This window comes from Kitasatospora sp. NPDC056531, assembly GCF_042794375.1.
Taxonomy (GTDB): domain Bacteria; phylum Actinomycetota; class Actinomycetes; order Streptomycetales; family Streptomycetaceae; genus Kitasatospora.
Genome location: NZ_JBHTTU010000015.1, coordinates 73,720 through 100,555 on the forward strand (window position 1 = coordinate 73,720; position 26,836 = coordinate 100,555).

The following is a 26,836-nucleotide window of genomic DNA, read 5'->3' on the forward strand; positions in this document are numbered from 1 at the left end:
ACCGCTTCACGTCCGGTGCTCCCCGGGGGCCCCGACGGCTTCCAGTCGGACCCCGACGCCCCGGACGGTGTGCAGGTAGCGGGGGTTGGAGGCGGTCTCGCCGAGTTTGCGGCGTAGCCAGGAGAGGTGGACGTCGATGGTCTGGTCGCCGCCGTAGGTCTGCCGCCAGACCTCGGCAAGGATCTCCTTGCGGGGCACCACCACCCCGGGCCGGGCGGCCAGGAAGGCCAGCAGGTCGAACTCCCGTCGGGTCAGGTCGAGCGCTCGCCCGTCCAGGACGGCCTCGCGCCGCTGCGTGTCGATGGCGAGTCCGCCGACCCGCAGCACCTGGGCGACGGGCGCGGCGCCGCTGCCGAGCCGGCGCAGTACGGCGGCCATCCGGGCGCTCAGGTGCTCTCCGGAGAAAGGTTTCACCAGGTAGTCGTCGGCCCCGTCGTTGAGCAGCCGGACGATCTCGGCCTCGTCGTCCCGGGCAGTGGAGATGATCACCGGGACGTTGGTCAGCCCCCGGATCATCTTGAGCGCCTCGCCGCCGTCCAGATCGGGTAGTCCCAGGTCCAGGATCACCAGGTCGCAGCCGACCTGGGCGACCTCCCGCAGCGCCTCCAGGGCCGTGCCCACACTGCGCACCGCGTGACCGGTGTCGGTCAGGTGGCGGATCAGGGCGGAACGTACGAAGGGGTCGTCCTCGACCACGAGCACTGTTGCCATGGGCCTGCACGGTACGCCATCGACGGGCAGTGGTCTGTACCTCGGGGGTGGCGCCGAGCCCGCTCCGGACATTGTTCAACTGCCCTGCGGAACACCGGGGGTGCCGCTCTCGGCTGCCCGGAAATACGGCAGGATGTGCGGACGATGCGGAACGGACTGGTACAGCTCGGCGCCTGGGCGGCGGCCACCGGGGCGGCGGTGGCGCTGTCCTGGCTCGGCGTGCACGCGGTGCTCACCGGCGCCGCGTTCGAGCAGCCCACGGCGCTGCCGCTGCCCTCCCCGAAGGCCGACGGCACGCCGTACACCGCGACCGTCACCCCCGAGCAGCCGCGCTCAGCCGCCCAGGGCGGGACCCCGTCGGCCTCCCCGACCGCCACCGCCACCCGCCCGCCGGCCGTCACCGCGGCCACCCCGGCGCCCACCCGGCGGCCCACGGCGACCGCCACCACGACGTCCACGGTGAAGAGCTACCCGATCCCCGGCGGCCGGGTGGCCCTGGACATCGGCGCCGACAAGGCCTCGCTGGTCTCCGCCACCCCGGACCCGGGCTGGCAGATGCAGGTGTGGAACGGCGACCAGTGGATGCGGGTGGACTTCACCAAGGGCGACCAGGCCAACTCGGTCTTCGTCTACTGGAACGGCCACCCGCCGGTCGTCGAGACGGCGATCCGCTGAGCCGGCGTCACCGGCCTCACCAGCTCTCGAAGGGCACGTACCCCGGCAGGTACGGCCCCGCGTACCCGGCCCGGTCGACCAGGGTGTGCCTGGTGCCGCCCGGCACCCCGATGGTGGCCAGCACGACCGAGCCGAACCGGTCCCGCACCTCGTACGGCTCGGCCAGCGACAGCGCGCCCCGGTCCACCGCGTAGTCGTACGCGTAGTAGACGTCCGGCACGCTCACCGCGAGGTCCAGCAAGGACGGCCCGGTCATAGCCTGCTGCGCGTCCGTATGCGCTTACGCCGCCCTGCCGAACGGGGCTTGTGCGCAGAGTTACTGGTCAAGCTGCGCCCCGGGGCGGGAGAATCGGCGACGCCGCTGTACAGAATGCCCACCGGAGGACGGTGCCGCGATGCCCCCCGCCCACTCCCCGAGCTCCCCCGGCTCGCCCGGCTCGCCCGGCTCCCCCACCCCCCAGGGCGTTTCCACTCCCCCGTCGGGCGGCGGGAACGACGCCATCGACGCCCTGGACGGCCGGCTGATCCGGCTGCTGGCGGAGGAGCCGCGGATCGGCGTGCTGGAGTGCTCGCGGCGGCTGCAGGTCGCCCGGGGCACCGTGCAGGCCCGGCTGGACCGGCTGCAGGCCAAGGGCGTGATCAGCGGGTTCGGCCCGGAGGTGGACCCGGCGGCGATCGGCTACCCGGTGACGGCCTTCGCGACCCTGGAGATCTCCCAGGGCCAGGGCGCGGACGTGCGGGCGCACCTGGCGGGTGTGCCCGAGGTGCTGGAGCTGCACACCATCACCGGCATCGGGGACATGCTGGTGCGGATCGTGGCCCGCTCCAACGCCGATCTGCAGCGGGTGATCGACCGGGTGGTGGGCTTCGACGGGATCGTCCGCTCCTCCACCGCGATCGTGCTGGAGAACCCGGTGCCGTACCGGATCCTGCCGCTGGTCGACCAGGCAGCCGCCGAGTAGGCGACCCGAGCCGCCGCAGGGGATCGACGGCCGGTCAGCAGCTGGGGACGCTGCCGCCGCTCTTGAGCGCCTCCAGCGCCGAGACCGACTCGGCGAGCGTGCCGACCGGCACCAGCCGCAGCGACTTGGGCGTGTGCACCTTGGCGTCCGCGCACTCGTCCCGGGGCAGCAGGAACACCGTCGCGCCGTCCCGGGCGGCCGCCTGGGTCTTCAGCGGCACGCCGCCGACCGGGCCGACGGTGCCGTCCTTCTCGATGGTGCCGGTGCCCGCGATCTTGAGCCCACCGGTCAGGTCACCGCCCTTTCCGTCGCCGGCCAGCTTGTCGACGATGCCCAGCGCCAGCATCTGGCCGGCGCTCGGGCCGCCCACGTCGCCCAGGTCGACCTTGACCTTCACCTGGTCCGGCGAGAGGTGGAGGTAGTCGAGCGCGGCCGCGGTGGCGCTGTCCTGCGACTCGGCCATCTGCTGGGCCGTCACCTCCTCGGCCTTGGCCGGGTTGCCCTGCGGGTACACCGTCTCGGTCGGGCGGACCGCCTCGTCGGGGTTGAACCACGCCTCCAGCGCACGCCAGAACCTGGTCTCCTGCCCCGGGTTGGTGGCCGAGATGGTGACCATCCGCAGCTCTCCCTCGGTGGTGCGCAGCGGCGCCCCGGTGATGGTGAGCACCGGGCGGTCCTGGTAGGCACCCAGGGTGTCCGCGGTCAGGCCCGGCCACGTGAGGGTGTACGGCAGCGGGACGAAGGCGGCCACGCCGAACAGGGCGGCGACCAGCACCCCGCAGAGCGCGAGCGCGCGGGTCCGCGGGGCGGAGAGGGCCTTGGGCAGCTTGGTGTCGGACACAAGGGGAATCCAAACACACTCTGTCATTCGCCCGCTCGCCTCCGGGGCGAGGCGCTACCGCTCGCCGAAGGCGCTACCTCAGGGCGTCGGCCACCTCGGTGGCCGCCTCCACCACCCGGGGCCCGACCCGCTCGGGCACCAGCCCGTTCAGCATCACCACGCCGACGCTGCCCTCGATGCCGCTCAGCCCCAGCAGCGCGGCGGCGGCCCCGCTGGCGCCGGACTGTTCCTCCGCACGGGTGATGACGAAGCCCTGCTCGGGTCGGCGCTGGCTGGGGAAGCCGCGGGCCTCCAGGATCGCCCGGCCTGCCGCGCTCTCGGTGAGCGGGTGGCGCAGCCCGGTGCGGTAGGCGACGTGGAAGTCGGTCCAGCTCGGCTCGACCACGGCGACGGCCAGCGCCTCGTTGCCGTCCACCAGGGTCAGGTGGGCGGTGGCGCCGAGGTCCTCGGCGAGGCTGCGCAGGGCCGGCAGCGCGGCCTCGCGCAGCAGCGGGTGCACCCGGTGCGCCAGCCGCAGCACGCCCAGGCCCACCCGGGCGCGGCCGCCGATGTCGCGGCGGACCAGGCCGTGCTGTTCCAGGGTGGCGAGCAGCCGGTAGACCACGGTGCGGTTGACGGCCAGCCGGGCGGCCAGCTCGGTGACGGTGAGCCCGCGCTCAGAGTCGGCGAGGAGCTTGAGGACGCGGACGCCGCGGTCCAGCGTCTGGGAGGTCTCGGCAGTCACGACGGACAATCCTTTCCGCGGCGCTCGTGGGGCGGGCGGCGCCGGTCCGAAGGTCGGTGTCGCGCGCAGGTGGGGGTGGCCGCGCTCGGGCCGCGTGGCGTCGTCCTTGACGGCCACGCGGTCCTGCGGAGCCCGTGCCGCGGGGGTTGCCCGGCGGAAGAGCGTGGGGGAAAGGTAGTGAAGGAAATGTCGCGGCGGAAGTGGTTGTCCAAAATTCGGGCGTGATCGTCACCAACGCCGTCGGAAATTCCGGACAAACACCCCCAAGTCACCCGGCGCGCCGGGGCGCGAGCCCGCCCCCGGTCCGATGTCCGGACACACCGGGGCAGACGGGCCCGTCCAGGACACGCCCGTCCGCACCCGCCGGACCGCTACTTCGCCCACTCCCGGATGCGGGCGATCCGCGCCTTCAGCTGGTTGGCGGTGGCCTGCGCGGTGAGCGGCCCGCCGCACTGGCGGCGCAGCTCGTTGTGGATGGTGCCGTGCGGCTGGCTGGTGCGGTGGTGCCAGGCGGCCACCAGCGCGTTCAGCTCCTTGCGCAGCTCGCGCAGTTCCTGGTGGGTGACGACCGGCCGCTGCTCGGCTGGCAGCTCCAGCAGGTCGGCCTCCTCGGCGGGCTTGGTCTTGCTGCGCTGGATCTGGCGGTGCTGGCGCTTCTGCAGCAGCATCTGCACCTGGTCCGGCTCCAGCAGGCCCGGGATGCCGAGGTAGTCGTCCTCCTCCTCGCTGCCCGGGTGGGCCTGCATGCCGAATTCCATGGCGTTGTACAGCACCCGGTCGAAGACCGCGTCGGAGCCGAGCGCCTCGTAGGAGAACTCCTCGCCGCCCGCGCCGTCCGGCCCGTCGTTGGCCCGCTCGGCCTCGGCGAGCAGCCGGTCCTCCTCGTCGAAGAGGCCGTCGCCCTCCTTCTTGGGCCGGTCCAGCACATGGTCGCGCTGGAGCTCCATCTCGTTGGCGAAGCCCAGCAGCATCGGGATGGTCGGCAGGAACACCGAGGCCGTCTCGCCGCGCTTGCGGGCGCGCACGAAGCGGCCGACGGCCTGGGCGAAGAACAGCGGGGTGGAGATCGAGGTCGCGTACACCCCGACGCACAGCCGGGGCACGTCGACGCCCTCGGACACCATGCGGACCGCGACCATCCAGCGCGAGGTCCCCTCCGAGTAGTCGGAGATCCGCTTCGAGGCCTCGGTCTCGTCGGAGAGCACCAGGGTGACCTTCTCGCCGCTGATCTCGCGCAGCATCTTGGCGTAGGCCCGGGCCACCGTCTGGTCGGTGGCGATCACCAGCCCGCCGGCGTCCGGGATCGCCTTGCGGACCTCGGTCAGTCGGCGGTCGGCGGCCTGCAGCACGGCCGGGATCCACTCGCCCTGCGGGGACAGCGCGGTGCGCCAGGCCTGGGCGATCAGGTCCTTGGTCATCGGCTCGCCGAGCCGGGCCTCCAGCTCGTCGCCGGACTTGGTGCGCCAGCGCATGTTGCCGCTGTAGCTGAGGAAGATCACCGGGCGGACGACGTGGTCGGCGAGCGCGTGCCCGTACCCGTAGGTGTAGTCGGCGACGGACTTGCGGATGCCGTCGCCGCCCGCCTCGTACGAGACGAACGGGATCGGGTTGGTGTCCGAACGGAACGGCGTCCCGGTCAGCGCCAGCCGGCGGGTGGCCGGCTCGAAGGCCTCGAAGCAGGCCTCGCCCCAGGACTTGGAGTCACCGGCGTGGTGGATCTCGTCCATGATCACGAGGGTCTTGCGGGCCTCGGTCCGGTTGCGGTGCAGCATCGGGTTGACCCCGACGCCCGCGTAGGTGACCACGATGCCGTGGTACTCCCGGGACAGCGGCCCGGAGGAGTACGCCGGGTCCAGCTTGATGCCTATCCGCGCGGCGGCCTCGGCCCACTGCTTCTTCAGGTGCTCGGTCGGCGCGACGACCGTCACCTGCTGCACCAGGTGGTTGTGCAGCAGGTACGAGGCCAGGGTGAGCGCGAAGGTGGTCTTGCCTGCGCCGGGGGTGGCGACCGCGAGGAAGTCGCGCGGCTGGGTCTCGATGTACTTGTCCAGCGCACCCTGCTGCCAGGCCCGCAGCCTGCCGGCGGTGCCCCAGGGGGCGCGGCCGGGGAAGGCCGGGGAGAGGTGGTGCGAGGCGGCGGGCGCGGCATGGCCGACGGCCCGGACGGGCGCCTCCGTCTCCGGTACGTCGGAGAACAGCGGCATCGAGGAGGCGGCGGCAGTACTCACGGTCTCCGAGGGGGGATCATCGCAGGTCAGAGGCGGTTTTGCGGCCCCGTCCCGCGGTCGGGCGGCGATCGGACAACCCGCCCAGCCTACCGGCCCCGCCACCGTTCGACCGCTTCGACCCGAGCCCGCGGGCGGGCGGGACGGCCGGAATTCGACGTGATACAGGTCACATCGAAGCTCTGTTGAAAGCGCGTAATCGGAGGCCGCCCCACCACTCTCACTGGTGCAAGGCCGCCCCACCCCCACAGCCCGAAGGGACCCCCGCCATGCAGCACAACGGCGTCGAAGAGACCGTCCAGGCCCGCCTGATCCTCTCCCCGCACCGCTCCGCCCGATTGCGCGTGGTGCTGTCCTACCTGCCGGAGGACCCGTTCGCGGTCCGGACGGCCTTCCCCGCCGAGTTCTCGCTGGACGACCTCCCGGACGGCGAGAGCACCGAGGACATCGTCTGGGTCTTCGCCCGCCAGCTGCTCTCGGCCGGCCTGGAGTTGCCGGCCGGAGTCGGCGACGTCCACGTCCGGCCCGCGCCCGGCCGGCGCACCATGGTCGAGCTGCGGGCCCCGGAGGGCACCGCGCTGCTCCAGTTCGACACCACCGACCTGCGGCGCTTCCTGTGGCGCAGCCGACTGCTCGTCCCCGAGGGCGAGGAGCACCTGCACCTGGACGCCGACCGCGCGCTCGCCCAGCTGCTCGGCTGAGTGCCCGGCGTCGTCCGGGAGCGCCCCCGCGCTTCCGGCCGTCAGAGCCGGTCACCGGCCGGCCGGCAGCCGGTCACCGCAGGTCCACTGCCGCCCGGGTCCGGGCCCGGGAAGGCCGACGGTCACCCGCCCACCCGCCTCCGGGCGGTTCAGCCCGACAGCTTGCGCATCAGCCGCACGCCCTGCGCCGCCGTCAGGTGCGGTAGGTAGGCCTTGCCGATCGCCCGGGTGATGCCGGGCAGCGCGGCCGGGTCCGGGTAGGCCATGTACATCGGCCGGTACTCCGGCTGGAACTTCGCCTTGAACGCGAGCAGCGAGCGGAAGCCGTACACCGGCTCCAGCACCTTGCCCATCCAGTCCAGCATCCGCTGCAGCCCGTTGGGCTCCTCGTCCTGCCCGGTGCGGGCCAGCGGCGCGCCCGACAGCGACAGGAAGCGCGCGCCCTCGCCCTTGAAGCCGAGCGCGGCCGAGGCGATCAGGAACTCGTTGACGCCGCGGAAGCCGTCCGAGCGCCGGCGCATGAAGTCCAGCGTCCAGCCGACCGGCACGCCGTTCTCGTACACCGGCATCCAGCTGGTCAGCCCGTGCACCGTCCGCTCCTCGTCCACCGCGATCAGCACCCGCACGTCCGGGTCGTCCAGCTCCTCCAGCCCGCCGAGCGTGAAGCCCATCTCGGGCAGGCCCTTCTCGGAGACCCACTCCTCGGAGATAGCCCGGATCTGCTCGCGCAGCTCGATCGGCGCCTCGTGGTACGCCCACCACTCCGCGGTGATGCCCTGCTTGCCGGCCTTGTTGAGGGCGGTGCGGATGTCCTGCCACTTGCGGCCGGTGAAGGCCAGCTCGGGCAGCGGCACCACGGTGTCCTCGGCGACCTGCACCGAGCGCCAGCCCAGCTGGGCGGCGGCGGCCCTGGTCTCGGCGGACACGCTGTAGAAACAGGGCGTCCAGCCGCGGGCGTCGCAGTACCGGGCGAAGCCCGCCACCGCCCGCCCCCGCGCGTCCGGGGCGCCGAACGGATCGCCCGTGGTCAGCGCCACGGTGCCGACCAGCCGGTAGGCGACGGCGGCGCGGCCGTGCTCGTCGAGCCAGTAGTGGTTGCCTTCCCAGGTGGTGATGAAGGACAGCGTCCCGCCGCCGTGCGCGGTGAGCAGCTCCCGGGCCCGGGCGGCCGCCGTCGCGTCGGCGTGCAGCACCGGGCGGCGGAAGACGGACAGCAACGCGCCCAGCGTGACCACCCAGAACGCCAGACCGCAGTACGTCTCCAGGAACAGCGCCACCGGGCCGACCGCGATCGGGTAGTCCGGCGTCAGGTCGTTGTAGGCGGGCGGCAGGAACTGGGCCGGCAGTCCGTGCATCAGCCGTCGGGCGGTCGCCCCCGGCTCGAACTGGTCGGCCACCAGCCGCCCCAGCCCCACGTACGCCGCCGAGGAGAGCACCGCGGCCCCGCCGACCACCCAGGCCAGTCGGCGCACCGCCCGGCCGGCCAGCCGCACCCGGAACCTCTGCCGGGTGGCCAGCAGCAGGCCGGTGGTCAGCAGCGGCAGCGCCATCGCCTCGACGAAGTACTGCACCACGTCCCCGCTGACCGGCCCGGCGTCCAGGTACAGCCAGGCCAGCAGGCCCACCCAGAGCAGTTCGGCGGCGACGGTGATCCGCCAGGCGAACCGCAGGCCCCGGCGCAGTCCCTCGGCGAGCACCAGCAGCAGCCCCGGGAACAGCGCGGCCATCAGCCGCCCCGGGGTGTCGAAGATCCGCTCGACGGCGTGCGCCCGGGCGCAGTCGTGCGCCGACATCGCGCAGAAGTCGGCCACCTCCTCCGGGCTGAGCCGGTGCGAGAAGTACAGCTCGGAGAAGGTGTTGAACGGCCCGCTGGCGTTGTCGTACAGCGAGGCGAGCAGCGGCCCGCAGGCGGCCGCGACCAGGCAGAGCGCGACCAGCACCCGGGTCTCGGCGTGCGAGGAGCGGTGGGCGCGCAGGTACGGCCGACCCCGGCTGAGCAGCGCGCCGACGCCCAGGCCGACCAGCGCGGCGGCGCACCGCTGGACGCTCTGCAGGTGGCCGACGTACAGCGTCATGACCAGCGGGACGAGCAGCACCAGCACGTGCAGCCGGCGGCGCCAGAGCACGGTGAGCCGGTAGCCGAGCACCCCGGCCAGGGCGAACAGGCCGACGCCGGGCCCGACCGAGATCTGGTCGGCCACCGAGGCGGTCCACTGCTCCCCCGCCGAGGAGCCGAACTCGACCAGTCCGGCGCCCAGCAGGGTGCCGACCACCTGCCCGCCGACCAGCACCGCGAGGGTGTGCAGCCGGCCGAGCCGCCGTTCGGCGGCCGGGCCGACCAGGAGCAGCAGCAGGCTGGTGAAGACGTACGCGCCGATGCCCGAGCACCACAGCATCGAGGTGACCGGCGTCCACCAGCGGCCGTCGGCGAGCGTGGGCAGGCCGACGCCCGCACGGGCGAGCAGCCGCTGGTGCGGCCCGCCGGACAGGCTCCCGGTGGCCGCGCCGAGCGTCCAGAGGCCGGCCAGCAGCGCGAGGGTCAGCGGCGCCGCGCGCAGCCGGCCGCCGAGCATCCGGGCCGCCAGCCGCACCCGCTGCGGGCGCGGTTCCGCCGTCCGGGTGACCGGGGCGAGGTCGGCGCCCGGGTCGGCCGCGCGCCCCGCGCCCGGCCCCGCTCCCCGCTCGCGCTCGACCGCGGGCGCGAGCCCGACCCCGATCACCTGGTCAGTCCGGTCTGTCGGGCCAGCCACGGGATCTGCCGGACGATGCCGGGGCGGAACACGACCCAGCCGTGGTCGCCCGGCATGAGCTCGAACCTGGCCTTCATCCCGGCTTCCTGCACGGCCTGGTAGACCTTCTCCATCTGCGGGCGGAACTCCCCGTCGGTCTCGCCGACCACCATGGCGACGTTGGTGTCCGGGAACTTCCTGCGGGCCATCACATGGAGCGGATCGACCGCGTCGAACTTCTCCTCGTCACCGCCGAAGGCGGCCTTCACGGTCTCCTCCCGGGTGCCCAGGGTCGGTTCCGTCTGCCCTGACATGTCGAGGACGCTGCCGTACACGTCGGGCGCGTTGACGCCGAGCTGGAGCGCGCAGGTGCCGCCCATCGAGGCGCCGCCGATCGCCCAGGCCTTGCGGCCGGTGGCGGTCTGCAGGTTCTGGTGGATCCAGTCGGGGACGTCCGCGGCCAGGTAGGTCTGCACCTTGGCGATCTTCGAGTCCAGGCAGAGCGTGTTGGCCCAGGTCGAGCCGAGCTGATCGGGCATCACCACGATCGGCGCGAGGCCGCCGTGCTCGGCCGCGAACGCGTCCAGCGCCTCGTTGATCTGCCCGGAGAGCACCCAGTCCCCCGGGATCCCCGGCTGGCCACTGATCATGACGACCACCGGCAGCAGCGGCCGCGGGGTGGCCTGGTAGGCGGGCGGGAGGTAGACGTACGCATCGCGGGCCTTGAAGCCCGACTTGGTGCCCGGAATCGGTACCACCGAGACGGTGCCCTTCTCCGGCAGGTTCGCCGGTGCGTGCCAGACCTCGTCGAGCACCTTGTCCTGCGGGGCTGCCACGGTCTGAGCGGTCTTGTCGACGATCAGCGAATCGGTCCTGGTCAGCCACGGCGCGAGCATCACCCGGCCGCTCGGGAACTGCCCGAAGCCGATGTTGACCTGGGAGGCGGCCATCAGCAGCACCAGCAGGCTCAGGCCGAACGTGAGCGCCCGGCGCCGCCAGGGCAGTCGGCGCATCCGGTAGCCCGCCAGGCAGAAGCCCAGCAGGGCGACGGCTATCCACCAGGTGACGTACCGGGGCGTGCCCTCGGGGAACGGGTGCCACCAGCCGTCCACCAGGACGTCGAGCAGCAGGCTGAGCGCGCCCGCGGTGACCAGGGCGGCGGGCAGGCGGAACCGCCACCAGGCCCGGCCGCGGCGGACGGCCAGCAGGACGAGCGCCGCCCAGCCGGCGGCGAGCACGGCGTACGGGATCGGGCCGTGGGTGAGCGGCCAGTCGATCGGGTTCCAGCGGGTGGCGAGAGTGAGCGTGGTCATGCGGCTTTCCCCGGCGGGGTGGTGTCGGCCAGGAATCCGCAAGCCACGACGTTGCCCTCGTAGCCGTGATCCTCGCTGTACGCGTCGCCGCAGGTGATGACCCGCAGCTGAGCGTCGGCGGCCTGGCGGTAGACCCGGTCGTCCGGGAAGTCCTTTCGGTCGTGCACTTCGATGGCGTACAGCTGATGGACGGCGGTGGCGCCGTCCGCCCGGGCTGTCTCGACCCGGTCCCCCCGGCGGAGCGCTCCGAGACGGTAGAAGACGGCCGGCCCGGCGTTGTTGTCGACGTGCCCCGCCAGGACGGCGGTGCCGCGCTGGCCCGGGGTGGCGCCGCCGCGGTACCAGCCCGCGAGGTTGCGGTCGGCCTCGGGCGGGACCTGCAGGTGGCCGTCGGGGCTCTGCTGGACGCCCACGGACACTCCCCTCTGCCGACCGGAATCCCGCTTCCTGGGAGTTTCCTGAGAACTCATTCAACCGGATCGGAACCTTAAGGCACGTCCCCACGACGGCCGTATCCGCACCCGCCGATCGGCAGGGATGCGGGCCCCGCCCGTACGGCGGGCGAAGGTCCGGACACCGAGTGTGACGAATCCGTTCCGCGTACGAGCGTGGCGGAACCACTCGTCGAACAGCTCCGACGACCTGACCCACCGGTTCGGTTGCGTCAATCGAGCGATCGATTACGACCGTCCGCTGCGCCTCTTCGACCGTTCTTGCCCTCATGCCATGCTGACCCGATCACGGGTTCTATCGCTCCTCACAGTCCGAGCGGACTTCCGCACGCCGTACTCCTGCTGAACGCCTCATGAACGGAGTGACCATGGACGCTCTCTCCCGCCGCGCCCTGTTGGCCGCCGGGGCGGCCACCGCCGCCACCCTCGCGGCCGGCTGCGGCAGCGACCGGGCCGTCGGCGGCGGGGAGTACGCGACGGGCGGCGAGCACGCGGCGGGCGGCGCGGCCCCGGCCACCCCGTCGGAAGGCGGGCAGAGCGCCGTCCCGGCCCCGGTCCCGCAGAAGCCGCAGGTCGTGCTGATCGGCGACGGCTCCACCTCCGACACCGGCACCCAGCCGCACCAGCCCGTCCCCGAGAGGCTCCGGCCCGGCCAGCGCCCGCCGCAGTTCGTGGTCTTCTCCTGGGACGGCGCCGGCGAGCTCGACAACGGCCTGTTCGGCCGCTTCCGCCGGCTGGCCCAGGAGCACAACGCCTCGATGACCTTCTTCCTCAGCGGCCTCTACCTGCTGCCGGAGTCCAGGAAGGAGCAGTACCTCCCGCCGCAGCACCAGGCCGGAGCCTCCGAGATCGGCTACCTGAGCGACCAGCACATCCGCGACACCCTGGAGAACGTGCACGCCGCCTGGCTGGAGGGCCACGAGATCGGCACCCACTTCAACGGCCACTTCTGCGGCTCCACCGGCGTCGGCCAGTGGTCCCCGGAGGAGTGGGACAGCGAGATCCAGCAGGCGATGGACTTCGTGACGAACTGGCGCACCAACACCGGCTTCACCGACCTGCCGGCGCTGCCCTTCGACTACCGAAAGGAGCTGATCGGCAGCCGCACCCCCTGTTTGGAGGGCCAGCGCAACCTGTTGCCCACCGCGGTCAAGCGCGGCTGGCGCTACGACAGCAGCGGCAACGGCACCCAGGTGTGGCCGCAGAAGATCCAGGGCGGCGCGCTGTGGGACCTCCCGCTGCAGTCCATCCCCTTCCCCGGACACACCTTCCAGGTGCTGTCGATGGACTACAACATCATGTACAACCAGTGCGGCCCCAACACCAAGGCCGACCCGGCGCTCTACCAGGGCTTCCAGGCCCAGGCCCGGGACTCCTACCTGATGGGCTTCGACCGCACCTACAACAGCAACCGGGCGCCGTACATCATCGGCAACCACTTCGAGGAGTGGAACGGCGGCATCTACATGAACGCCGTCGAGGACGTGCTCAAGACCATCGCGGACAAGCCGGAGGTCCGGCTGGTCTCCTTCCGCCAGCTGGTGGACTGGCTGGACGCCCAGGACCCGGCGGTGCTGCGCAAGCTGCAGAGCCTCGCCCCGGGCCAGTCCCCGGCCGGCGGCTGGGAGGGCCTCCTCGGCACCCCGGCGGCACCGCCGCCGGTCCCCTCCCCCACCGCCACCGCCACCGCGGGCTGAGCGTCAGGACCGGGTGCGGACCCGGCCGGCGAGCAGCGCCCCCAGCAGCGCCACCCCGGCCATCACCAGCAGGATCACCGCGAAGGCCCCGGGCGAGCCGGCGGCCTCGGCGCCCTCGTGGGCGACGGCGAGCGAGCCGCCGCCCAGCGCCGCGAACAGCACCCCGGCCAGGCCCGTCAGCAGCACGTTGCCCAGCGCGTCGCTCATCTGCAGGGCGGCCGAGTTGGCCCCGGCGTCCTCCGGCGCGGAGAGCTTCATCATCAGCACGCTGACGCTCGCGACCGCCAGGCCCATCCCGATGCCGCCGACGCCCCAGGCCACCGAGGCCGCCCAGGCCGGCACCCCCGGGACCAGCACCAGCGCGGCGCCCGCGATCGCCACCGCGGTCAGCACGAATCCGCACCGGATCATCGCCTCGCGGTAGCGCTCGGCCCCGGGCCGCCCCTGCAACCAGGAGCCGAGCGCCCAGGAGAGCCCGCCGCTGGTCAGGGTCAGCCCGGCCAGCGTCGGCGAGAGGTCCCGTTGGGTGGTCATCATCAGCGGGATGAAGGCCTCGGCCGCGAAGAACGCCCCGGCCGCCACCCCGCGCAGCAGGATCACCGTCGGCAGCCCGCGCCCGGCCCGCAGGGTCCGCTTCGGCAGCAGCCCGAGGACTGCCGGCGCCAGCAGCGCCGCCCCGGCGATCCCGGGGATCAGCCCGATCAGGTCGCGGCGCTGGCCCGCGTACTGCAGCAGTCCGGCGCCGACCGCGGCCATCGCGGCCAGCAGGGTACGCCGGCGGTCGAAGTCCGCGCCCTTGGGCACCGGGTGCTCCCGCTCCGAGCGGGCCAGCGCCGGGCCCATCACGGACAGCGGCAGCAGGATCAGCACCGGCACCGCCAGGAACACCCAGCGCCAGCCCAGGTGCTGGGTGACGGCCCCGGAGACCAGCGGCCCGACGATCGAGGGCAGCACCCAGGCCGAGGAGAAGGCCGCGAACACCGCCGGCCGCAGCCGCTCCGGGTAGGCCCGGCCGACCACCACGTACAGCGCGACGATCACCAGCCCGCCGCCCAGGCCCTGGATCGCCCGCCCAGCCACGAACACCCACATGCCGGGCGCCGTGCCGGCCACCACCAAGCCGGCGCCGAACACCGCGATGCCGGTGAACAGCGGCCGCAGCGGCCCGCGCCGGTCGCACCACTGCCCGGAGACGACGAGCGCGAACAGCGTGGTGGTGAAGTAGCCGGAGAAGGCGAAGGCGTACAGCCCGAGGCCGTTCAGCCGGCGGGCCGCGGTCGGCATCGCGGTGTTGACGGCGGTCGCCTCGAAGGCGATCACCAGGACCACCGACACGATTCCCAGCGTCAGCGCCCGGTAACGGCCGCTGAGGACCCCGCCGCCGGAGTCGGTGCCGTCGGGTATCGGGGTGGAGTCGACCGAGGTGGGGGAGGCAGTGGTCATACGTATCATCGTAAGAGCCGTCCGCTTCGATGGCCCCTGACCCGAGTCGGTGATCGGCTCGGTCCGCAGGCGTAGGACCGGCGCGGCGGGCCGGGGCTCAGTACAGCGCCTTGAGCCCCACCACGCCGGAGACGATCAGCAGCAGACAGCCGATCCGGGCCGTGGTCACCGGGTCCCCCAGGGCGGCCATGCCGTAGAGCGCGGTGCCGACCGCGCCGATGCCGACCCAGACCGCGTACCCGGTGCCGATCGGGATGGTGCGCATCGCGTACGCCAGCCCGCCCAGGCTGAGCAGCAGGGCGACGCCGAACACGAGGCTGGGGACGAGGCGGGAGAAACCCTTGGACGATTCCAGGGCCACCGCCCACGCGGTCTCCAGGAGACCCGAGACGATCAGAACGAGCCAAGCCATGACGGCCGTACCTCCGCAGTCCACAGCGGCCGGATTGCCGCCGAACTGCGTCGTCTTGTCGTCACCGGGTACGACGCGCTCGTCCGGGGTGGCGCGAAAACAGCCACCGCCTCCGACGGTAGCACACATTGCCATACAGAATTTACAAAACTTCGTTGACCCCATTCCCCGACTCCGCCATCCTGAATTCACTGGCCGTGTGCCCGAGTGGCTCAGGGGACCGTCTGCAAAGCGGTGAACGCGGGTTCAATTCCCGCCACGGCCTCGGAAAAGGGAATTGCCGGTCGACTCGGATGTCGACCGGCAATTCCCTTTGCGCTTTTCCTGCCAGGCTTTTCCGGTCAGGCCGTGACCGCGTCCTCCGCCCGGATCGGCAGCCGGCCGACCGGTAGGCCGGTGGCGGCCCGGACGGCGGCGGCGACGGCCGACGGGGCGACCACCGCGGGGACGGCGCTGACCGCCTTGGCGCCGAAGGTGGCCACCACGTCCCGCTCCTCCAGCAGGGCGGCGATCCGCACCTCCGGGGTGTCCAGCGAGGTGGGCAGCCGGTAGCCGGTCAGCGAGGGGTTGAGCAGCACCCCGCCCGAGGTCTGCAGGTCCTCCATCAACGCCAGGCCCACGCCCTGGGCCACGCCGGCCTCGATCCGGTCCTCGATCTGCCGCGGGTTCAACGCCCGGCCGACGTCCTGGGCGACGGTCATCTCGACCACCCGGACGGCGCCCAGCTCGATGTCCACGTCCACCACCGCGCGCATCGCGCAGAAGGAGATGGAGACGAAGGCGTCGCCCTGCCCGGACTCGTCCAGCGGCTCGGTCGGGTGCGGGCGGCACTGCGCGGTGGCCCAGAGCTCCTTGCCCTCCAGCGCCTCGGCGACCGGCATGCCGAGCACCCCGTCGTAGGAGGTGATCTTGCCGTCGGCGATCTGCAGCAGCTCCGCCGACATCCCGAAGTTGGCCGCGATCGGCTGCAGCAGCTGGTGGCGGACCATCAGTGCGGCCCGCTCGACCGCGCCGCCGGAGACCCAGGTGTGCCGGCCGCGGGCGGAGGGCCCGGCGATCGACTGGTCGCTGTCGGCCGGCGCGATGTAGACCTCGCTGACGCCCAGCACGGTCTGCACGATCTGCCGGGCCAGCGTGGCGAAGCCCTGCCCGGCGTCGACGGCCGCGCAGATCACCGTGGCGTGGTCGCCGCTGACCCGCACGGTGGCGGTGGAGACCTCGTCCTCGCCCTCCGCGCCCAGCATGTGCACCATGCCGACGGCGTAGCCGATGCCGCGGCGCACCGCCGCCGGGTCCCCGGCGCCGCCGGGCCCGCCCGGCAGCAGCCACTCGGCGTCCGGGTCGTCCACCGGCAGGGCCGGCAGCGGCTCGGCCGCCACCGCGTCCAGCAGCGCCTTCACCGGCGCCGGGCAGGTGACGGCCTGCCCGGTGGGCATCGGGTCGCCGGTGGACATCGCGTTGCGACGGCGGATCTCCACCGGGTCCACGCCCACCCGGGCGGCCAGCTGGTCCATCTGCGACTCGTACGCGAAGCAGGCCTGCAGCGCGCCCTCGCCGCGCATCCGCCCGGCCGGCGGGTTGTTGGTGCGCACCGCCCAGGCGTCCACGAACACGTTCGGGCAGACGTAGGGGCCGACCGAGAAGGCCGTCGCGGCGGCCAGCGCCTCGGCGGAGACGTCCGCGTAGGCGCCGCCGTCCAGCAGGATCTGCGCCTCGACCTTCACCAACGTGCCCTCGGCGTCGGCGTGGTGGCGGTAGCGCAGGAGCGCGGGGTGGCGCGAGCTGTGGGTGTGGAAGGACTCCTCGCGGGTCAGCGTCATCTTCACCGGACGGCCGGTGCGCAGCGCCAGCAGCGCCAGGGTGACCTGGAAGGCGAGGTCCTCGCGGTCGGTGGTGGCGCCGGGCACACCGGTGACCACCAGCCGGACCCGGTCCGGCTCCAGGCCCAGGCAGGCGGCGGTGCGGTCGCGGTCGCCGTGCGGGTCGGTGGAGGACAGGTGCAGTTCGACGCCGCCGTCCGGGCGCGGTACGGCCAGGCCGGCCTCGGCGCCGAGCGGGGCCGGGTCCTGCCGGCCGACCTGGTAGAGGCCCTCGACGACGATCTCGCCGACCGCCTCCGGGTCCCCGGTGCGCAGCGGCAGGTGGCGGAACAGGTTGCCGTCCGGGTGCAGCGGCGGCGCGGTGAAGGCCTGCTCGGGGTCGGTCACGGCCTCCATCGGCTCGTAGTCGACCGTGATCAGGCCGACCGCCAGCCGGGCGGTGTCCGGGTGGTCGGCCGCCACCGCGGCGATCGGCTCGCCGTGGTGGCGCACCACGCCGGAGGCCAGCACCGGCCGGTCGGCGACGATCGGGCCCGCCGGGGCGCCGTCGGGGGTGCCGTCCGGGCCCGGCGGCAGGTCGGCGGCGGTGACCACGGCGTGCACGCCGGGCAGGGCGAGCGCCGCCGAGGTGTCGATGCCGCGGATCCGGGCGTGCGGGTGCGGCGAGCGCAGCACCGCGCCCCACAGCAGCCCCTCGGCCCACAGGTCGGCCGCGTACGGGTAGATGCCGAGCGCCTTGGGCAGCGCGTCGCTGCGCAGCGGGGAGCTGCCCAGGCCGAACGGCTCCGGCGCGCCGCCCTCGCCGCCGTCCTGCTGGATTGCTGCGCCGATGTCGGTAGGCGACGTCATGATGCGTGGTCGTCCTCGGGAAGGCGGATGCCGTGGGCGGGGGTGGCGGTGTACGGGGCGCCGCCCTCGGGCGGGGCCCCGTGCGGGTCCACGTACGGGGTGCCGTGCGCGGGCGTGCCGTCGTAGACGGCGTCGGGCACCGGGGTGCCGTGCGCGGGGGTGGGCTCGTAGACCGGGGCGTCGTAGCCGGTGTCGTAGCCGTGCTGCGGCTGGTGGCCGTCCGGGAAGCCGGCCGGCACGTAGGTGCCGTGCGCGGGGGTGGCCTGGTAGGCCTGCTCGGGGTAGCCCTGCGGCGGGTAGTAGACGTGGTCGTCCGCGGCCTGCGCGGGGATGCCGGGCGGCATCCCGGCCAGCGCGGAGGTGTCGTACACGCCGGTGTCGTAGCCGCTCTCGCCGTACCCGGGGTCGGCCTGGGCCGGGACGGGGGCCGGCTCGGCGGTCGGCTGCGGGACGTGCTCGATCCAGGCCTCGGCGTCGGCGTAGACCGGCGGCTCGACGACCGGCTCCGGCTCGACGGCGGCGGGCTGCCCGACCGACGCCTCGGCCAGGGCCTCGCCGGCCGGCTGCTCGGCGACGGCCTCCTCGGCGGCGGCCGCGGCGGCCTCCTCCGCTTCCTCGGCCTCCAGCGCGCGGGCGTCCGCGACGGTCTGGACGGCGGCCAGCACCCCGCGGTAGCCGGTGCAGCGGCAGAGGTTGCCGCACAGCGCCTGCCGGGCCTCGACCTCGGTGGGCCGGTGGTTGCGCTGGAGCAGGTCGTGCACGGCCATCGCCATGCCGGGGGTGCAGTAGCCGCACTGGACGGCGCCGGAGGCGGCCAGCGCCTGCTGGACGTCGCTCGCGCCGCCGCCGGCGGACAGGCCCTCGACGGTGTTGATCTCGCTGTCGGCGGCCAGCGCGGCGGGCACCAGGCAGCCGGCCACCAGCTGGCCGTCCACCTGCACCGAGCAGGCGCCGCACTCGCCCTGCTCGCAGCCGTCCTTGGCGCCGGCCAGGCCGAGCCGCTCGCGCAGCACGTAGAGCAGGCTCTCACCGATCCAGGCGTCCGTGACGGGCCGTTCGAAACCGTTGACCCGCAGCGTGTAGGAGGCGCACGGGCGCAGCTCGCGGGTGACCTGCGGGGTGAGGCCGAGCGGGTCGGCGTCGAGGGTCTCGATGGGGTCTGTGGTCACTTCAGCGCCCTTCCCAGTGCCCGTCGGGCCAGCACCGATACGGTACGCCGTAGCCGAACGGCGGCCGCGGTCGGCCCCTCGGTCACGGCCTCCCAGGAGCCCTCGGCACCGTAGTTGTCGGGGACGCAGGCGGCGGCCACGTACTCGCCGAAGGCGGCGGTGGCGGCCGGGTCGATCTCCCGGCTGCCGTCCCAGTCGATGCACCCGGCCACCCAGGCCTCGGCCTCCAGCGGGCGCAGCGGCACCGGGGCGACGGCCCCGACGGCGCAGCGCACGGCGCGCCGGGCCGGGTCGAGGACCAGCGCGACGGAGGCGGTGGCGCGGGCCGGGCCGCTGCGGCCGGTGGCCTTGAGGAAGACCTGCGGCGCGTGCAGCAGCGGGACCCGTACCCAGGTGAGCAGTTCGCCGGGGCGCACCGGGTCGAGGCCGGTGAGCAGGTGGCTGACCGGTACCTCGCGGCTGCCGCCGGCCCGGGCCAGGGTGACGACGGCCTCCAGCGCGGCGAGCACCGGGAGGGTGTCGCCGGCCGGGGCGGCGGTGACGATGTTGCCGCCGAGGGTACCGACGTTGCGGACCTGCGGCGGGCCGGCGGTGCGGGCGGCGTCGGCGAGCGCGGGAATGAGCGCGGCGAAGTCGGGGCGGTCCATCCGGGCGTGGGTGAGTCCGGCGCCCAGGACGGCGGTGCCGCCGTCCTCGTAGCGCCAGCCGCGCAGTTCGGTGATCCGGCCGAGGCCGACCAGGGCGGCCGGGCGCAGCCGTCCGGCGTTGACGGCCTCCATGAGGTCGGTGGCTCCGGCCACCGGTACCGCGGCCGGGGCGGCGGCCAGCGCGTCGACGGCCTCGTCGAGCGAGGCCGGCAGCATGATCGTCCGGTTCACCTGGGTCCCACCGTGCTCCACTTGCTCATCGATCGCCTGCCGCCCGCGGCCGTGGCCGTCCTGTCCGCGTCAGCAGCCCGGCCTGGCCCGTAGGGTACGGGCGATCGGGCCGGGTTGGGCAACTCTGGCACACAATGCTCGATGATCATTTCGGGACCGGTGAACGGGACTGCCCGATTGGGACGGATACCGGGCGGTATCTGCCCCGACCCGGGCCGGGCCAGGGCAGATGTTCATCTGTTCTTGACGTCAGATGACCACCCGTAAGTTCCCGGGAACCCCGTTTCGCAGCGGGAGTCGCGGTTCACCGCACCGGCGGCGGTCCGTCGATCGGCCGGCCGGCCACCCCGGGCCGGCGCTGCCAGGGGTGCGGGCCGTCGGCCGGGCGGTACTCGACGCCGAGCGCGTCCAGCACCCGCAGGTGCCCGGCCAGCCGCTGTTCGAAGCCCGCGAAGTCACGCTCGGCCGGCGCGGCGGGCAGGTCGGACCAGGCGACCTCGGCGAAGGCGACCAACCGGGGGAAGGCCCGGTAGTCGATGTCCCGGGCGCTGTCCGCGAACTCGCTCCACAGGTTGGCCTGGGTGCCGATGACGTGCCGGGCGGCGGCCCCGTCCAGCTGCTCCGGGACCGGCTCGAAGCGGTAGACGTCCTCCAGGGTGCGCACGAAGCCGACCGGGATCGGCTCGTCCGGCCCGTCGGCCTGCCGGTGGTCGAGGTAGACGTGCTGCTCGGGACACATCACCACGTCGTGCCCGGCCTTCGCGGCCGCGATCCCGCCGGCGAAGCCACGCCAGGACGAGACCGCCGCGTGGGGCGCCAGCCCGCCCTCCAGGATCTCGTCCCAGCCGATCAGCCGGCGGCCGCGCCCGGCCAGCCAGCGGTCGAAGTGCCGGATCAGGTGGCTCTGCAGCTCGTCCTCGTTGGCCAGGCCCAGCTCGCGGATCCGGGCCTGCGCGGCGGCGCTGTCCTTCCACTGCTCCTTGGGGCACTCGTCGCCGCCGAGGTGGATGAACTCGGACGGGAACAGCTCCAGGACCTCCTCCAGCACGCCCTCGAAGAAGCGCAGGGTCTCCTCGGAGGCGTTGAGCACGTGGTGGCTCACCCCCCAGTCCGTCCACACCCCGAGCGCGGCGGTGTCCACCACGTCGGTGTTGCCCAGCTCGGGGTAGGCGGCGACGGCGGCCTGGATGTGGCCGGGCAGGTCGATCTCCGGGACGACGGTGATCCCGCGCGCGACCGCGTAGGCGACGATCTCGCGCAGGTCGTCCTGGGTGTAGTAGCCGCCGTGCGGGCGGTCGTCGCGGCGCCCGCCGGCCCGGTAGCCGACCATCGAGCGCTCCCGCCAGGCGCCGCGTTCGGTCAGCCTCGGGTAGCGCTTGATCTCCACCCGCCAGCCCTGGTCGTCGGTCAGGTGCAGGTGGAGCACGTTGAGCTTGTGCGCCGCCAGCAGGTCGACGAAGCGCAGCACGTCGGACTTGGGCAGGAAGTGCCGGGCGACGTCCAGCAGCACGCCGCGCCAGCCGAACCGGGGGGCGTCCGCGATGTCGGCGCCGGGCAGCACCCAGCCCTCGCGGCGCAGCGGGGAGCGTCGGTAGGCGTCCGGCCCGAGCAGCTGCCGCAGGGTCTGGGCGGCCCACAGCGCGCCGGCCGGGCCGCCGGCGGCGAGCAGGGCGTGGCCGGGGCGCACCGTGATCCGGTACGCCTCGGCGGCCAGCGCGTCGTCCTGGACCAGTTCGATGCCCGCGCCCGCCCGGCCCGGGCCGAACGGCAGCCCGGTCGCGGCGGACAGCGCGCCGCGCAGCCAGCGCTCGGCGTCGGCCAGCCCTGGCGGCGCGGTCAGCGTGGTGGCGGCGTCCAGCGGGAAGTCCTCGTCCGGGTGGCGGACGGCACTCGAAGGCGCGGGAATGAGGTCCATTCCGACATCCTGCCCACACCCGGAACGATTGGCATAGACCACTGCGGAAGCCCGGCGCTATGCGGAACGGCGTTCCACGGCGTTCGTCGGAAGCCGGGGCCGCCGGGGACTACTTGTCGTCGCCGTCGCCGCCCTGCGGCTTGCCGATGCCGTCGTAGATCTCCTTGCACATCGGGCAGACCGGGTACTTCTTCGGGTCGCGACCGGGCACCCACACCTTGCCGCACAGCGCGACCACCGGGGATCCGGAGAGCGCGCTCTCCATGATCTTGTCCTTCTGGACGTAGTGCGCGAAGCGCTCGTGGTCGCCGTCCCCGTGGGACACCTGCGGGACGGGCTCGACCAGGGTTCCGGTGCCGAGGCCGCGCTCGGGCTCAAGAGTGCTCATAGGTGACAAGTCTATGGGCGCCCCCGGAAACCGGGCCAGTGTCGCGCGAGCGGCCCGGACAACCGGGCAGGATTCAGTTCAGCGTCGGGTCGTCCGGGTAGGTCGCCAGCAGCGCCAGCGGCCCGCGCTGGCGGCGCAGCACCGAGCGCCACAGCCGCTCCGGCTCGGGGCTGGAGATGTCCCCGGGCTCGCAGTCCACCAGGTACCAGGCGCCGCTCTCCAGCTCGGCCTCCAGCTGGCCCGGCGACCAGCCGGCGTACCCGGCGAAGATCCGCAGGCTCCCCAGCTCGCCGGCCAGCACCTCCGGCGGCGCCTCCAGGTCGACCAGGCCGATCGCGCCGTGCACCCGCCGCCAGCCCAGCGGGTCGCCGGTGCCCGGCTCCCCCGGCGCGACGGCCAGGCCCAGCGCCGAGTCCAGCGCCACCGGTCCGCCCTGGAACACCACCGCCGGCTGCCCGACGAGTCTGCCCCAGCCGTCCAGCACACTGCCCACCTCGACCGGCGTCGGCCGGTTGAGGACCACACCGAGCGCCCCCTCGGCGTCGTGGTCGAGGAGGAGCACCACCGCCCGCGCGAAGTTCGGATCGGTGAGCATGGGCGTCGCGACGAGCAGACGGCCGGTGTGGGACCGGCCTCCGTGCGAATGGGCCGCCGTCATGCCACACATGATCCCGCAGAACGGCACCGGTCGGACACCGCAACACTCGAAACCCCGCCACGCCGAAAGAACACCCGTTCGGCCGCACCGGGCGGGCGGGAGCGGCTCCGCGGAGAGCACCATCACGGGAGAGGCTCACGGGAACCATCGGGACGCCTACTACCATCTACGGATGGTGGACGCCCTTCTACGGTGCCGACTCGGATTCTCCGGGGGCCCGAACGCGCCCGTACGCCGTACCACCGGTCCACCGGCGGCTCCGGACCGGAGCCCGTCCCACCCCTCTGGCACCCCGGATTGCGAGAACGATGACCGACGACGTCCTGCTGGTCCACGGCGGAAACCCGCTCGAAGGCGAGATCCGCGTCCGCGGTGCGAAGAACCTGGTCCCCAAGGCCATGGTCGCCGCCCTCCTCGGCCAGGGCCCCAGCAGACTGCGCAACGTCCCGGACATCCGCGACGTCAAGGTGGTCCGCGGCCTGCTGCAGCTGCACGGCGTGACCGTGCGCACCGGTGACGAGGACGGCGAGCTGATCCTCGACCCCTCGCACGTCGAGAGCGCCAATGTGGCGGACATCGACGCGCACGCCGGCTCCTCGCGGATCCCGATCCTGTTCTGCGGCCCGTTGCTGCACCGCCTCGGCCACGCCTTCATCCCCGGCCTCGGCGGCTGCGACATCGGCGGCCGCCCGGTCGACTTCCACTTCGAGGTGCTGCGCCAGTTCGGCGCCACCATCGAGAAGCACCCGCAGGGCACCTACCTGGTCGCCCCGCAGCGGCTGCGCGGCACCAAGATCGAGCTGCCCTACCCCTCGGTCGGTGCGACCGAGCAGGTGCTGCTCACCGCCGTCCTCGCCGAGGGCGTCACCGAGCTGCGCAACGCGGCCATCGAGCCGGAGATCGTCGACCTGATCTGCGTGCTGCAGAAGATGGGCGCGATCATCACGCTGGGCACCGACCGCACCATCCTGATCACCGGCGTGGACGAGCTGGGCGGCTACACCCACCGGGCCCTGCCGGACCGGCTGGAGGCCGCCTCCTGGGCCTGCGCGGCGCTCGCCACCAAGGGCGACATCTACGTCCGCGGCGCCCGCCAGCTGGAGATGATGACCTTCCTCAACACCTTCCGGAAGGTCGGCGGCGCCTTCGAGGTCGACGACGAGGGCATCCGCTTCTGGCACCCGGGCGGCGAGCTCAAGGCCATCGCCCTGGAGACCGACGTGCACCCGGGCTTCCAGACCGACTGGCAGCAGCCGCTGGTGGTCGCCCTGACCCAGGCCACCGGGCTGTCCATCGTGCACGAGACGGTGTACGAGTCGCGCCTCGGCTTCACCGGCGCGCTCAACCAGATGGGCGCGCACATCCAGCTCTACCGCGAGTGCCTGGGTGCCACCCCGTGCCGCTTCGGCGCGCGCAACTTCCTGCACTCCGCGGTGGTCTCCGGCCCGTCCAAGCTGATGGGCGCCGAGCTGGTCATCCCGGACCTGCGCGGCGGCTTCTCGTACCTGATCGCGGCGCTGGCGGCCGAGGGCACCTCGACCGTGCACGGCATCGACCTGATCAACCGCGGCTACGAGAACTTCATGGAGAAGCTGCGCGACCTGGGCGCCCACGTGGAGCTGCCCAGCGAGCAGCTGGTCGACGCCTGACGAGCGGGCCACACGGCGAGAGGCCGGGCTCCCCAGCGGGGAGCCCGGCCTCTCGGGCGTTCAAGGGGTGACTCAGATGCCCTTGGCGGCTTCCTTCAGCTTGGAGCCGGCGCTCACCTTGGCGCTGTAGCCGGCCGCGATCTGGATCGGCTCGCCGGTCTGCGGGTTGCGGGCGGTGCGGGCAGCGCGGTGGGTGCGCTCGAAGGTCAGGAAACCGGGGATGGTGACCTTCTCGTCGCCCTTGGCGACGACCTCGCCGACGATCTCGGCGAAGGCGGCCAGAACGGCGTCGGCGTCCTTGCGGGTCACCTCGGCGCGCTCGGACAGCGCGGCCACCAGCTCACTGCGGTTCATGTGTACTCCTGTGGTCTGTTCGCTTGCGGTGTGCGGGGGCCCATCGGTGCTCCCACCGGGGGGCACCCGGATAGGCCGCAGGTCCGCACACTGTGCTCATGCAGGCAATGCGTGGTCGCAGGCCGGGTCCGTACCCGATGCCGCGCGCCGGAGCCGTCGAAGGCCCGCCCGCCCGCCTGGGAACGAATCCTGCCCCGACCGGCCCCGAGAAAGCCAATCGGGCCCCGGCCGGGCCACCCGAACATCGCCCGCCCGTCGGAGGTGTGACGCTCCGTCGGCTCCGGCGGACCGGGCGCGAGCGGCGGTCGGGACGACTCGCCGGAAGACCAGGGGGACGTTCCGTACTTGTCGGACACGCCTGCCCCGTGCAGGGCTACCGTACGCCCTAGGCACGACAAGCCCAAACACGCCCCTCGCCCTTGTGTCGCAAGGGTTCGGGGCGGGCTTGGGCGAGTATGGCCGCTAATCGGACATTTGACCGATCGGCAACACGTCGCCGGGCGGACCGTCAGAGCTTGACGGCGACTCTCAGAGCTTGACGGTGGGGAAGGCGGCGGTGTCGAGGGTGCCGACGATGCCCGGGGTCGGACGGGCCGGGGCGGGGGCCTCCTGGGCGTCGGCCAGGGCCGCCTCGCGCACGGCGGCGGCGACGGTCTTGGCGACGTCCTTGTTGAAGACGCTCGGGATGATGTAGTTGGCGTTCAGCTCGTCGTCGGCGACGGTGGTGGCCAGCGCCCGGGCGGCGGCGATCATCATCTCGGTGTTGACCGTGCGGCTCTGGGCGTCCAGCAGGCCGCGGAAGACGCCCGGGAAGACCAGCACGTTGTTGATCTGGTTCGGGAAGTCGCTGCGGCCGGTGGCGACCACGGCGGCGGTCTGGCGGGCGACGTTCGGGTCGACCTCCGGGTCCGGGTTGGCCAGCGCGAAGACGATCGCGTCCTCGGCCATGGTGGCCAGGTCGTCGCCGTCCAGCACGTTCGGGGCCGAGACGCCGATGAACACGTCGGCGCCCGCCACGGCCTCCTTGAGGCTGCCGGTGCGGCCCGAGCGGTTGGTGTGCTCGGCGATCCAGCGCAGGCTGTCGTTGAGGTCCTCACGGCCCTGGTGGACCACACCGTGCACGTCCGCCACGGTGGCGTGCTCGACACCGGCCGACAGCAGCAGCTTGAGGATCGCGGTACCGGCGGCGCCGGCGCCCGACATCACCACGCGGATGTCGCCGATCTCCTTGCCGACCACCTTCAGCGCGTTGGTGAGGGCGGCCAGCACCACGATCGCGGTGCCGTGCTGGTCGTCGTGGAAGACCGGGATGTCCAGGGCCTCGCGCAGCCGGGCCTCGATCTCGAAGCAGCGCGGCGCGGAGATGTCTTCCAGGTTGATGCCGGCGAAGCCGGGGGCGATCGCCTTGACGATGGCGACGATCTCGTCGCTGTCCTGGGTGTCCAGGCAGATCGGCCAGGCGTCGATCCCGGCGAAGCGCTTGAACAGGGCCGCCTTGCCCTCCATGACGGGCAGCGCGGCAGCCGGGCCGATGTTGCCCAGGCCCAGCACCGCCGAGCCGTCGGTGACCACCGCGACGCTGTTGCGCTTGATGGTGAGGCGGCGGGCGTCCTCGGGGTTCTCGGCGATCGCCATGCAGACCCGGGCGACACCCGGGGTGTAGATCATGGAAAGGTCGTCACGGTTGCGGATCGGCAGCTTCGAGGACATCTCGATCTTGCCGCCGAGGTGCATCAGGAAGGTGCGGTCCGAGACCTTGCCGATCGACACGCCGTCGATCGCCCGCAGCTTCTCGACGATCTCCTCGCCGTGCGCGACCGAGCTGGCCGCCACGGTCACGTCGATCCGCAGCGCCTCAAGGCCGGACGCGGTGACGTCGAGACCGGTCACCGATCCGCCGGAGGACTCCACGGCCGTGGTGATCGCGCTGACCGCGTTGCCGCGGGCCGGGACCTCCAGTCGCACCGTGATCGAGTTGGAGACACTGGGCACCGTCGCCATCGACGCATCCTTCTTCCGTCTGTCCCGCAGGCTCAACATTTTGTTGAAGGCATCGCCTGCGCATGCTAGACCTCGATCGTCGCACCTACCAAGGGGTACCCAGAAATAACGTTCATTGAGTGTGCGGATCCGACAACCCGGACCCGCCGTCCGAGGTCTCCCGCCGCCGGCTCCTTGCCTCTCCGGGCCGATGCGTTACATTGGACGGGACACCGGCTCGATCCAAGCCCCCGGGCCCAACCTTCGTCCCTTAGAGGGACCACTTGCCGC

General features: G+C 73.1%; 22 protein-coding genes, 1 tRNA gene, 1 pseudogene and 1 riboswitch. Of the genes and pseudogenes, 6 read left to right on the forward strand and 18 right to left on the reverse strand.

Going from position 1 to position 26,836, the window contains the following annotated elements; all coding sequences use genetic code 11:
* Nucleotides 1–6: 6 nt before the first annotated feature.
* Entirely contained in the window at nt 7–711 is a 705-nt protein-coding gene (locus ACFQ87_RS16570) for a response regulator transcription factor (RefSeq protein WP_380611481.1), read from the reverse strand.
* Between the two features lie 144 nt (nt 712–855).
* On the opposite strand from ACFQ87_RS16570, the gene ACFQ87_RS16575 reads away from it, so the two are divergent.
* Nucleotides 856–1,386 carry a hypothetical protein gene (locus ACFQ87_RS16575; RefSeq protein WP_380611482.1) on the forward strand — a complete coding sequence of 177 codons (531 nt, stop codon included), beginning with the start codon at nt 856–858 and terminating at the stop codon, nt 1,384–1,386.
* Nucleotides 1,387–1,402: 16 nt separating this feature from the next.
* On the opposite strand, the gene ACFQ87_RS16580 is transcribed toward ACFQ87_RS16575, so the two are convergent.
* Complete coding sequence (locus tag ACFQ87_RS16580; RefSeq protein WP_380611483.1) at nt 1,403–1,642, reverse strand: VOC family protein; 240 nt, start codon at nt 1,640–1,642, stop codon at nt 1,403–1,405.
* A 139-nt stretch (nt 1,643–1,781) separates the two neighbouring features.
* Between ACFQ87_RS16580 and ACFQ87_RS16585 the strand changes: the two genes are divergently transcribed.
* Nucleotides 1,782–2,348 (forward strand): Lrp/AsnC family transcriptional regulator, encoded by a 567-nt coding sequence (locus ACFQ87_RS16585; RefSeq protein ID WP_380611484.1) that lies wholly within the window; start codon nt 1,782–1,784, stop codon nt 2,346–2,348.
* A 34-nt stretch (nt 2,349–2,382) separates the two neighbouring features.
* Here ACFQ87_RS16585 and ACFQ87_RS16590 read toward each other — a convergent pair whose 3' ends face one another.
* The 3 genes from ACFQ87_RS16590 to ACFQ87_RS16600 form a co-directional block, all read right to left on the reverse strand.
* On the reverse strand, nt 2,383–3,189 hold the full coding sequence (locus ACFQ87_RS16590) for a S16 family serine protease (RefSeq protein ID WP_380611485.1): 807 nt from the start codon (nt 3,187–3,189) through the stop codon (nt 2,383–2,385).
* 73 nt (nt 3,190–3,262) lie between these two features.
* Nucleotides 3,263–3,913, reverse strand: coding sequence for a helix-turn-helix domain-containing protein (locus ACFQ87_RS16595; RefSeq protein ID WP_350739323.1), 651 nt, complete (start codon nt 3,911–3,913; stop codon nt 3,263–3,265).
* Between the two features lie 371 nt (nt 3,914–4,284).
* The gene (locus ACFQ87_RS16600) at nt 4,285–6,117 is read right to left on the reverse strand and encodes a DEAD/DEAH box helicase (RefSeq protein WP_380611510.1); all 1,833 of its coding nucleotides are present in this window, start codon (nt 6,115–6,117) and stop codon (nt 4,285–4,287) included.
* Nucleotides 6,118–6,407: 290 nt separating this feature from the next.
* Between ACFQ87_RS16600 and ACFQ87_RS16605 the strand changes: the two genes are divergently transcribed.
* Complete coding sequence (locus ACFQ87_RS16605) at nt 6,408–6,839, forward strand: SsgA family sporulation/cell division regulator (protein WP_380611486.1); 432 nt, start codon at nt 6,408–6,410, stop codon at nt 6,837–6,839.
* Nucleotides 6,840–6,988: 149 nt separating this feature from the next.
* On the opposite strand, the gene ACFQ87_RS16610 is transcribed toward ACFQ87_RS16605, so the two are convergent.
* The 3 genes and pseudogenes from ACFQ87_RS16610 to ACFQ87_RS16620 all read right to left on the reverse strand — a co-directional run.
* Entirely contained in the window at nt 6,989–9,589 is a 2,601-nt protein-coding gene (locus ACFQ87_RS16610; protein WP_380611487.1) for a rhomboid family intramembrane serine protease, read from the reverse strand.
* Nucleotides 9,556–10,881, reverse strand: a complete 1,326-nt coding sequence (locus ACFQ87_RS16615) for an alpha/beta hydrolase (RefSeq protein ID WP_380611488.1) — start codon at nt 10,879–10,881, stop codon at nt 9,556–9,558. The genes ACFQ87_RS16610 and ACFQ87_RS16615 overlap by 34 nt, the downstream gene beginning before the upstream one ends.
* Nucleotides 10,878–11,273: pseudogene (locus tag ACFQ87_RS16620) on the reverse strand (sortase domain-bontaining protein); the annotation flags it as partial. The gene ACFQ87_RS16615 and the pseudogene ACFQ87_RS16620, both read right to left, overlap by 4 nt.
* 428 nt (nt 11,274–11,701) lie before the next feature.
* On the opposite strand from ACFQ87_RS16620, the gene ACFQ87_RS16625 reads away from it, so the two are divergent.
* Entirely contained in the window at nt 11,702–13,030 is a 1,329-nt protein-coding gene (locus ACFQ87_RS16625; protein WP_380611489.1) for a hypothetical protein, read from the forward strand.
* Nucleotides 13,031–13,033: 3 nt separating this feature from the next.
* Here the strand turns inward: ACFQ87_RS16625 and ACFQ87_RS16630 are convergent, their stop codons facing one another.
* Nucleotides 13,034–14,473: an MFS transporter gene (locus ACFQ87_RS16630; RefSeq protein ID WP_380611490.1), complete on the reverse strand. Its 1,440-nt coding sequence runs from the start codon at nt 14,471–14,473 to the stop codon at nt 13,034–13,036.
* Between the two features lie 97 nt (nt 14,474–14,570).
* Entirely contained in the window at nt 14,571–14,885 is a 315-nt protein-coding gene (locus ACFQ87_RS16635; protein WP_380611491.1) for a DMT family transporter, read from the reverse strand.
* Between the two features lie 44 nt (nt 14,886–14,929).
* Nucleotides 14,930–14,995: riboswitch (guanidine-III (ykkC-III) riboswitch) on the reverse strand.
* Between the two features lie 83 nt (nt 14,996–15,078).
* Between ACFQ87_RS16635 and ACFQ87_RS16640 the strand changes: the two genes are divergently transcribed.
* Nucleotides 15,079–15,150: transfer RNA gene (locus ACFQ87_RS16640), tRNA-Cys, on the forward strand.
* Nucleotides 15,151–15,226: 76 nt separating this feature from the next.
* Here ACFQ87_RS16640 and ACFQ87_RS16645 read toward each other — a convergent pair.
* The 6 genes from ACFQ87_RS16645 to ACFQ87_RS16670 form a co-directional block, all read right to left on the reverse strand.
* Nucleotides 15,227–17,554: a xanthine dehydrogenase family protein molybdopterin-binding subunit gene (locus ACFQ87_RS16645; RefSeq protein WP_380611492.1), complete on the reverse strand. Its 2,328-nt coding sequence runs from the start codon at nt 17,552–17,554 to the stop codon at nt 15,227–15,229.
* Nucleotides 17,551–18,723 carry a 2Fe-2S iron-sulfur cluster-binding protein gene (locus ACFQ87_RS16650; protein ID WP_380611493.1) on the reverse strand — a complete coding sequence of 391 codons (1,173 nt, stop codon included), beginning with the start codon at nt 18,721–18,723 and terminating at the stop codon, nt 17,551–17,553. Before ACFQ87_RS16650 ends, ACFQ87_RS16645 begins: the two co-directional genes overlap by 4 nt.
* Nucleotides 18,720–19,586: an FAD binding domain-containing protein gene (locus ACFQ87_RS16655; RefSeq protein ID WP_380611511.1), complete on the reverse strand. Its 867-nt coding sequence runs from the start codon at nt 19,584–19,586 to the stop codon at nt 18,720–18,722. The genes ACFQ87_RS16650 and ACFQ87_RS16655 overlap by 4 nt, the downstream gene beginning before the upstream one ends.
* Before the next feature lie 319 nt (nt 19,587–19,905).
* Nucleotides 19,906–21,516 (reverse strand): beta-N-acetylhexosaminidase, encoded by a 1,611-nt coding sequence (locus ACFQ87_RS16660; RefSeq protein ID WP_380611494.1) that lies wholly within the window; start codon nt 21,514–21,516, stop codon nt 19,906–19,908.
* 109 nt (nt 21,517–21,625) lie between these two features.
* The gene (locus tag ACFQ87_RS16665) at nt 21,626–21,904 is read right to left on the reverse strand and encodes a DUF3039 domain-containing protein (RefSeq protein ID WP_196947467.1); all 279 of its coding nucleotides are present in this window, start codon (nt 21,902–21,904) and stop codon (nt 21,626–21,628) included.
* Between the two features lie 73 nt (nt 21,905–21,977).
* Nucleotides 21,978–22,571, reverse strand: a complete 594-nt coding sequence (locus ACFQ87_RS16670) for a YqgE/AlgH family protein (RefSeq protein WP_380611495.1) — start codon at nt 22,569–22,571, stop codon at nt 21,978–21,980.
* A gap of 299 nt (nt 22,572–22,870) precedes the next feature.
* On the opposite strand from ACFQ87_RS16670, the gene murA reads away from it, so the two are divergent.
* Complete coding sequence (gene murA, locus ACFQ87_RS16675; RefSeq protein WP_380611496.1) at nt 22,871–24,211, forward strand: UDP-N-acetylglucosamine 1-carboxyvinyltransferase; 1,341 nt, start codon at nt 22,871–22,873, stop codon at nt 24,209–24,211.
* Nucleotides 24,212–24,283: 72 nt separating this feature from the next.
* On the opposite strand, the gene ACFQ87_RS16680 is transcribed toward murA, so the two are convergent.
* Both ACFQ87_RS16680 and ACFQ87_RS16685 read right to left on the reverse strand, forming a co-directional pair.
* Entirely contained in the window at nt 24,284–24,565 is a 282-nt protein-coding gene (locus tag ACFQ87_RS16680) for an HU family DNA-binding protein (RefSeq protein WP_270146674.1), read from the reverse strand.
* Between the two features lie 528 nt (nt 24,566–25,093).
* Nucleotides 25,094–26,566, reverse strand: a complete 1,473-nt coding sequence (locus tag ACFQ87_RS16685; RefSeq protein ID WP_380611497.1) for an NAD-dependent malic enzyme — start codon at nt 26,564–26,566, stop codon at nt 25,094–25,096.
* Nucleotides 26,567–26,836 lie beyond the last annotated feature (270 nt).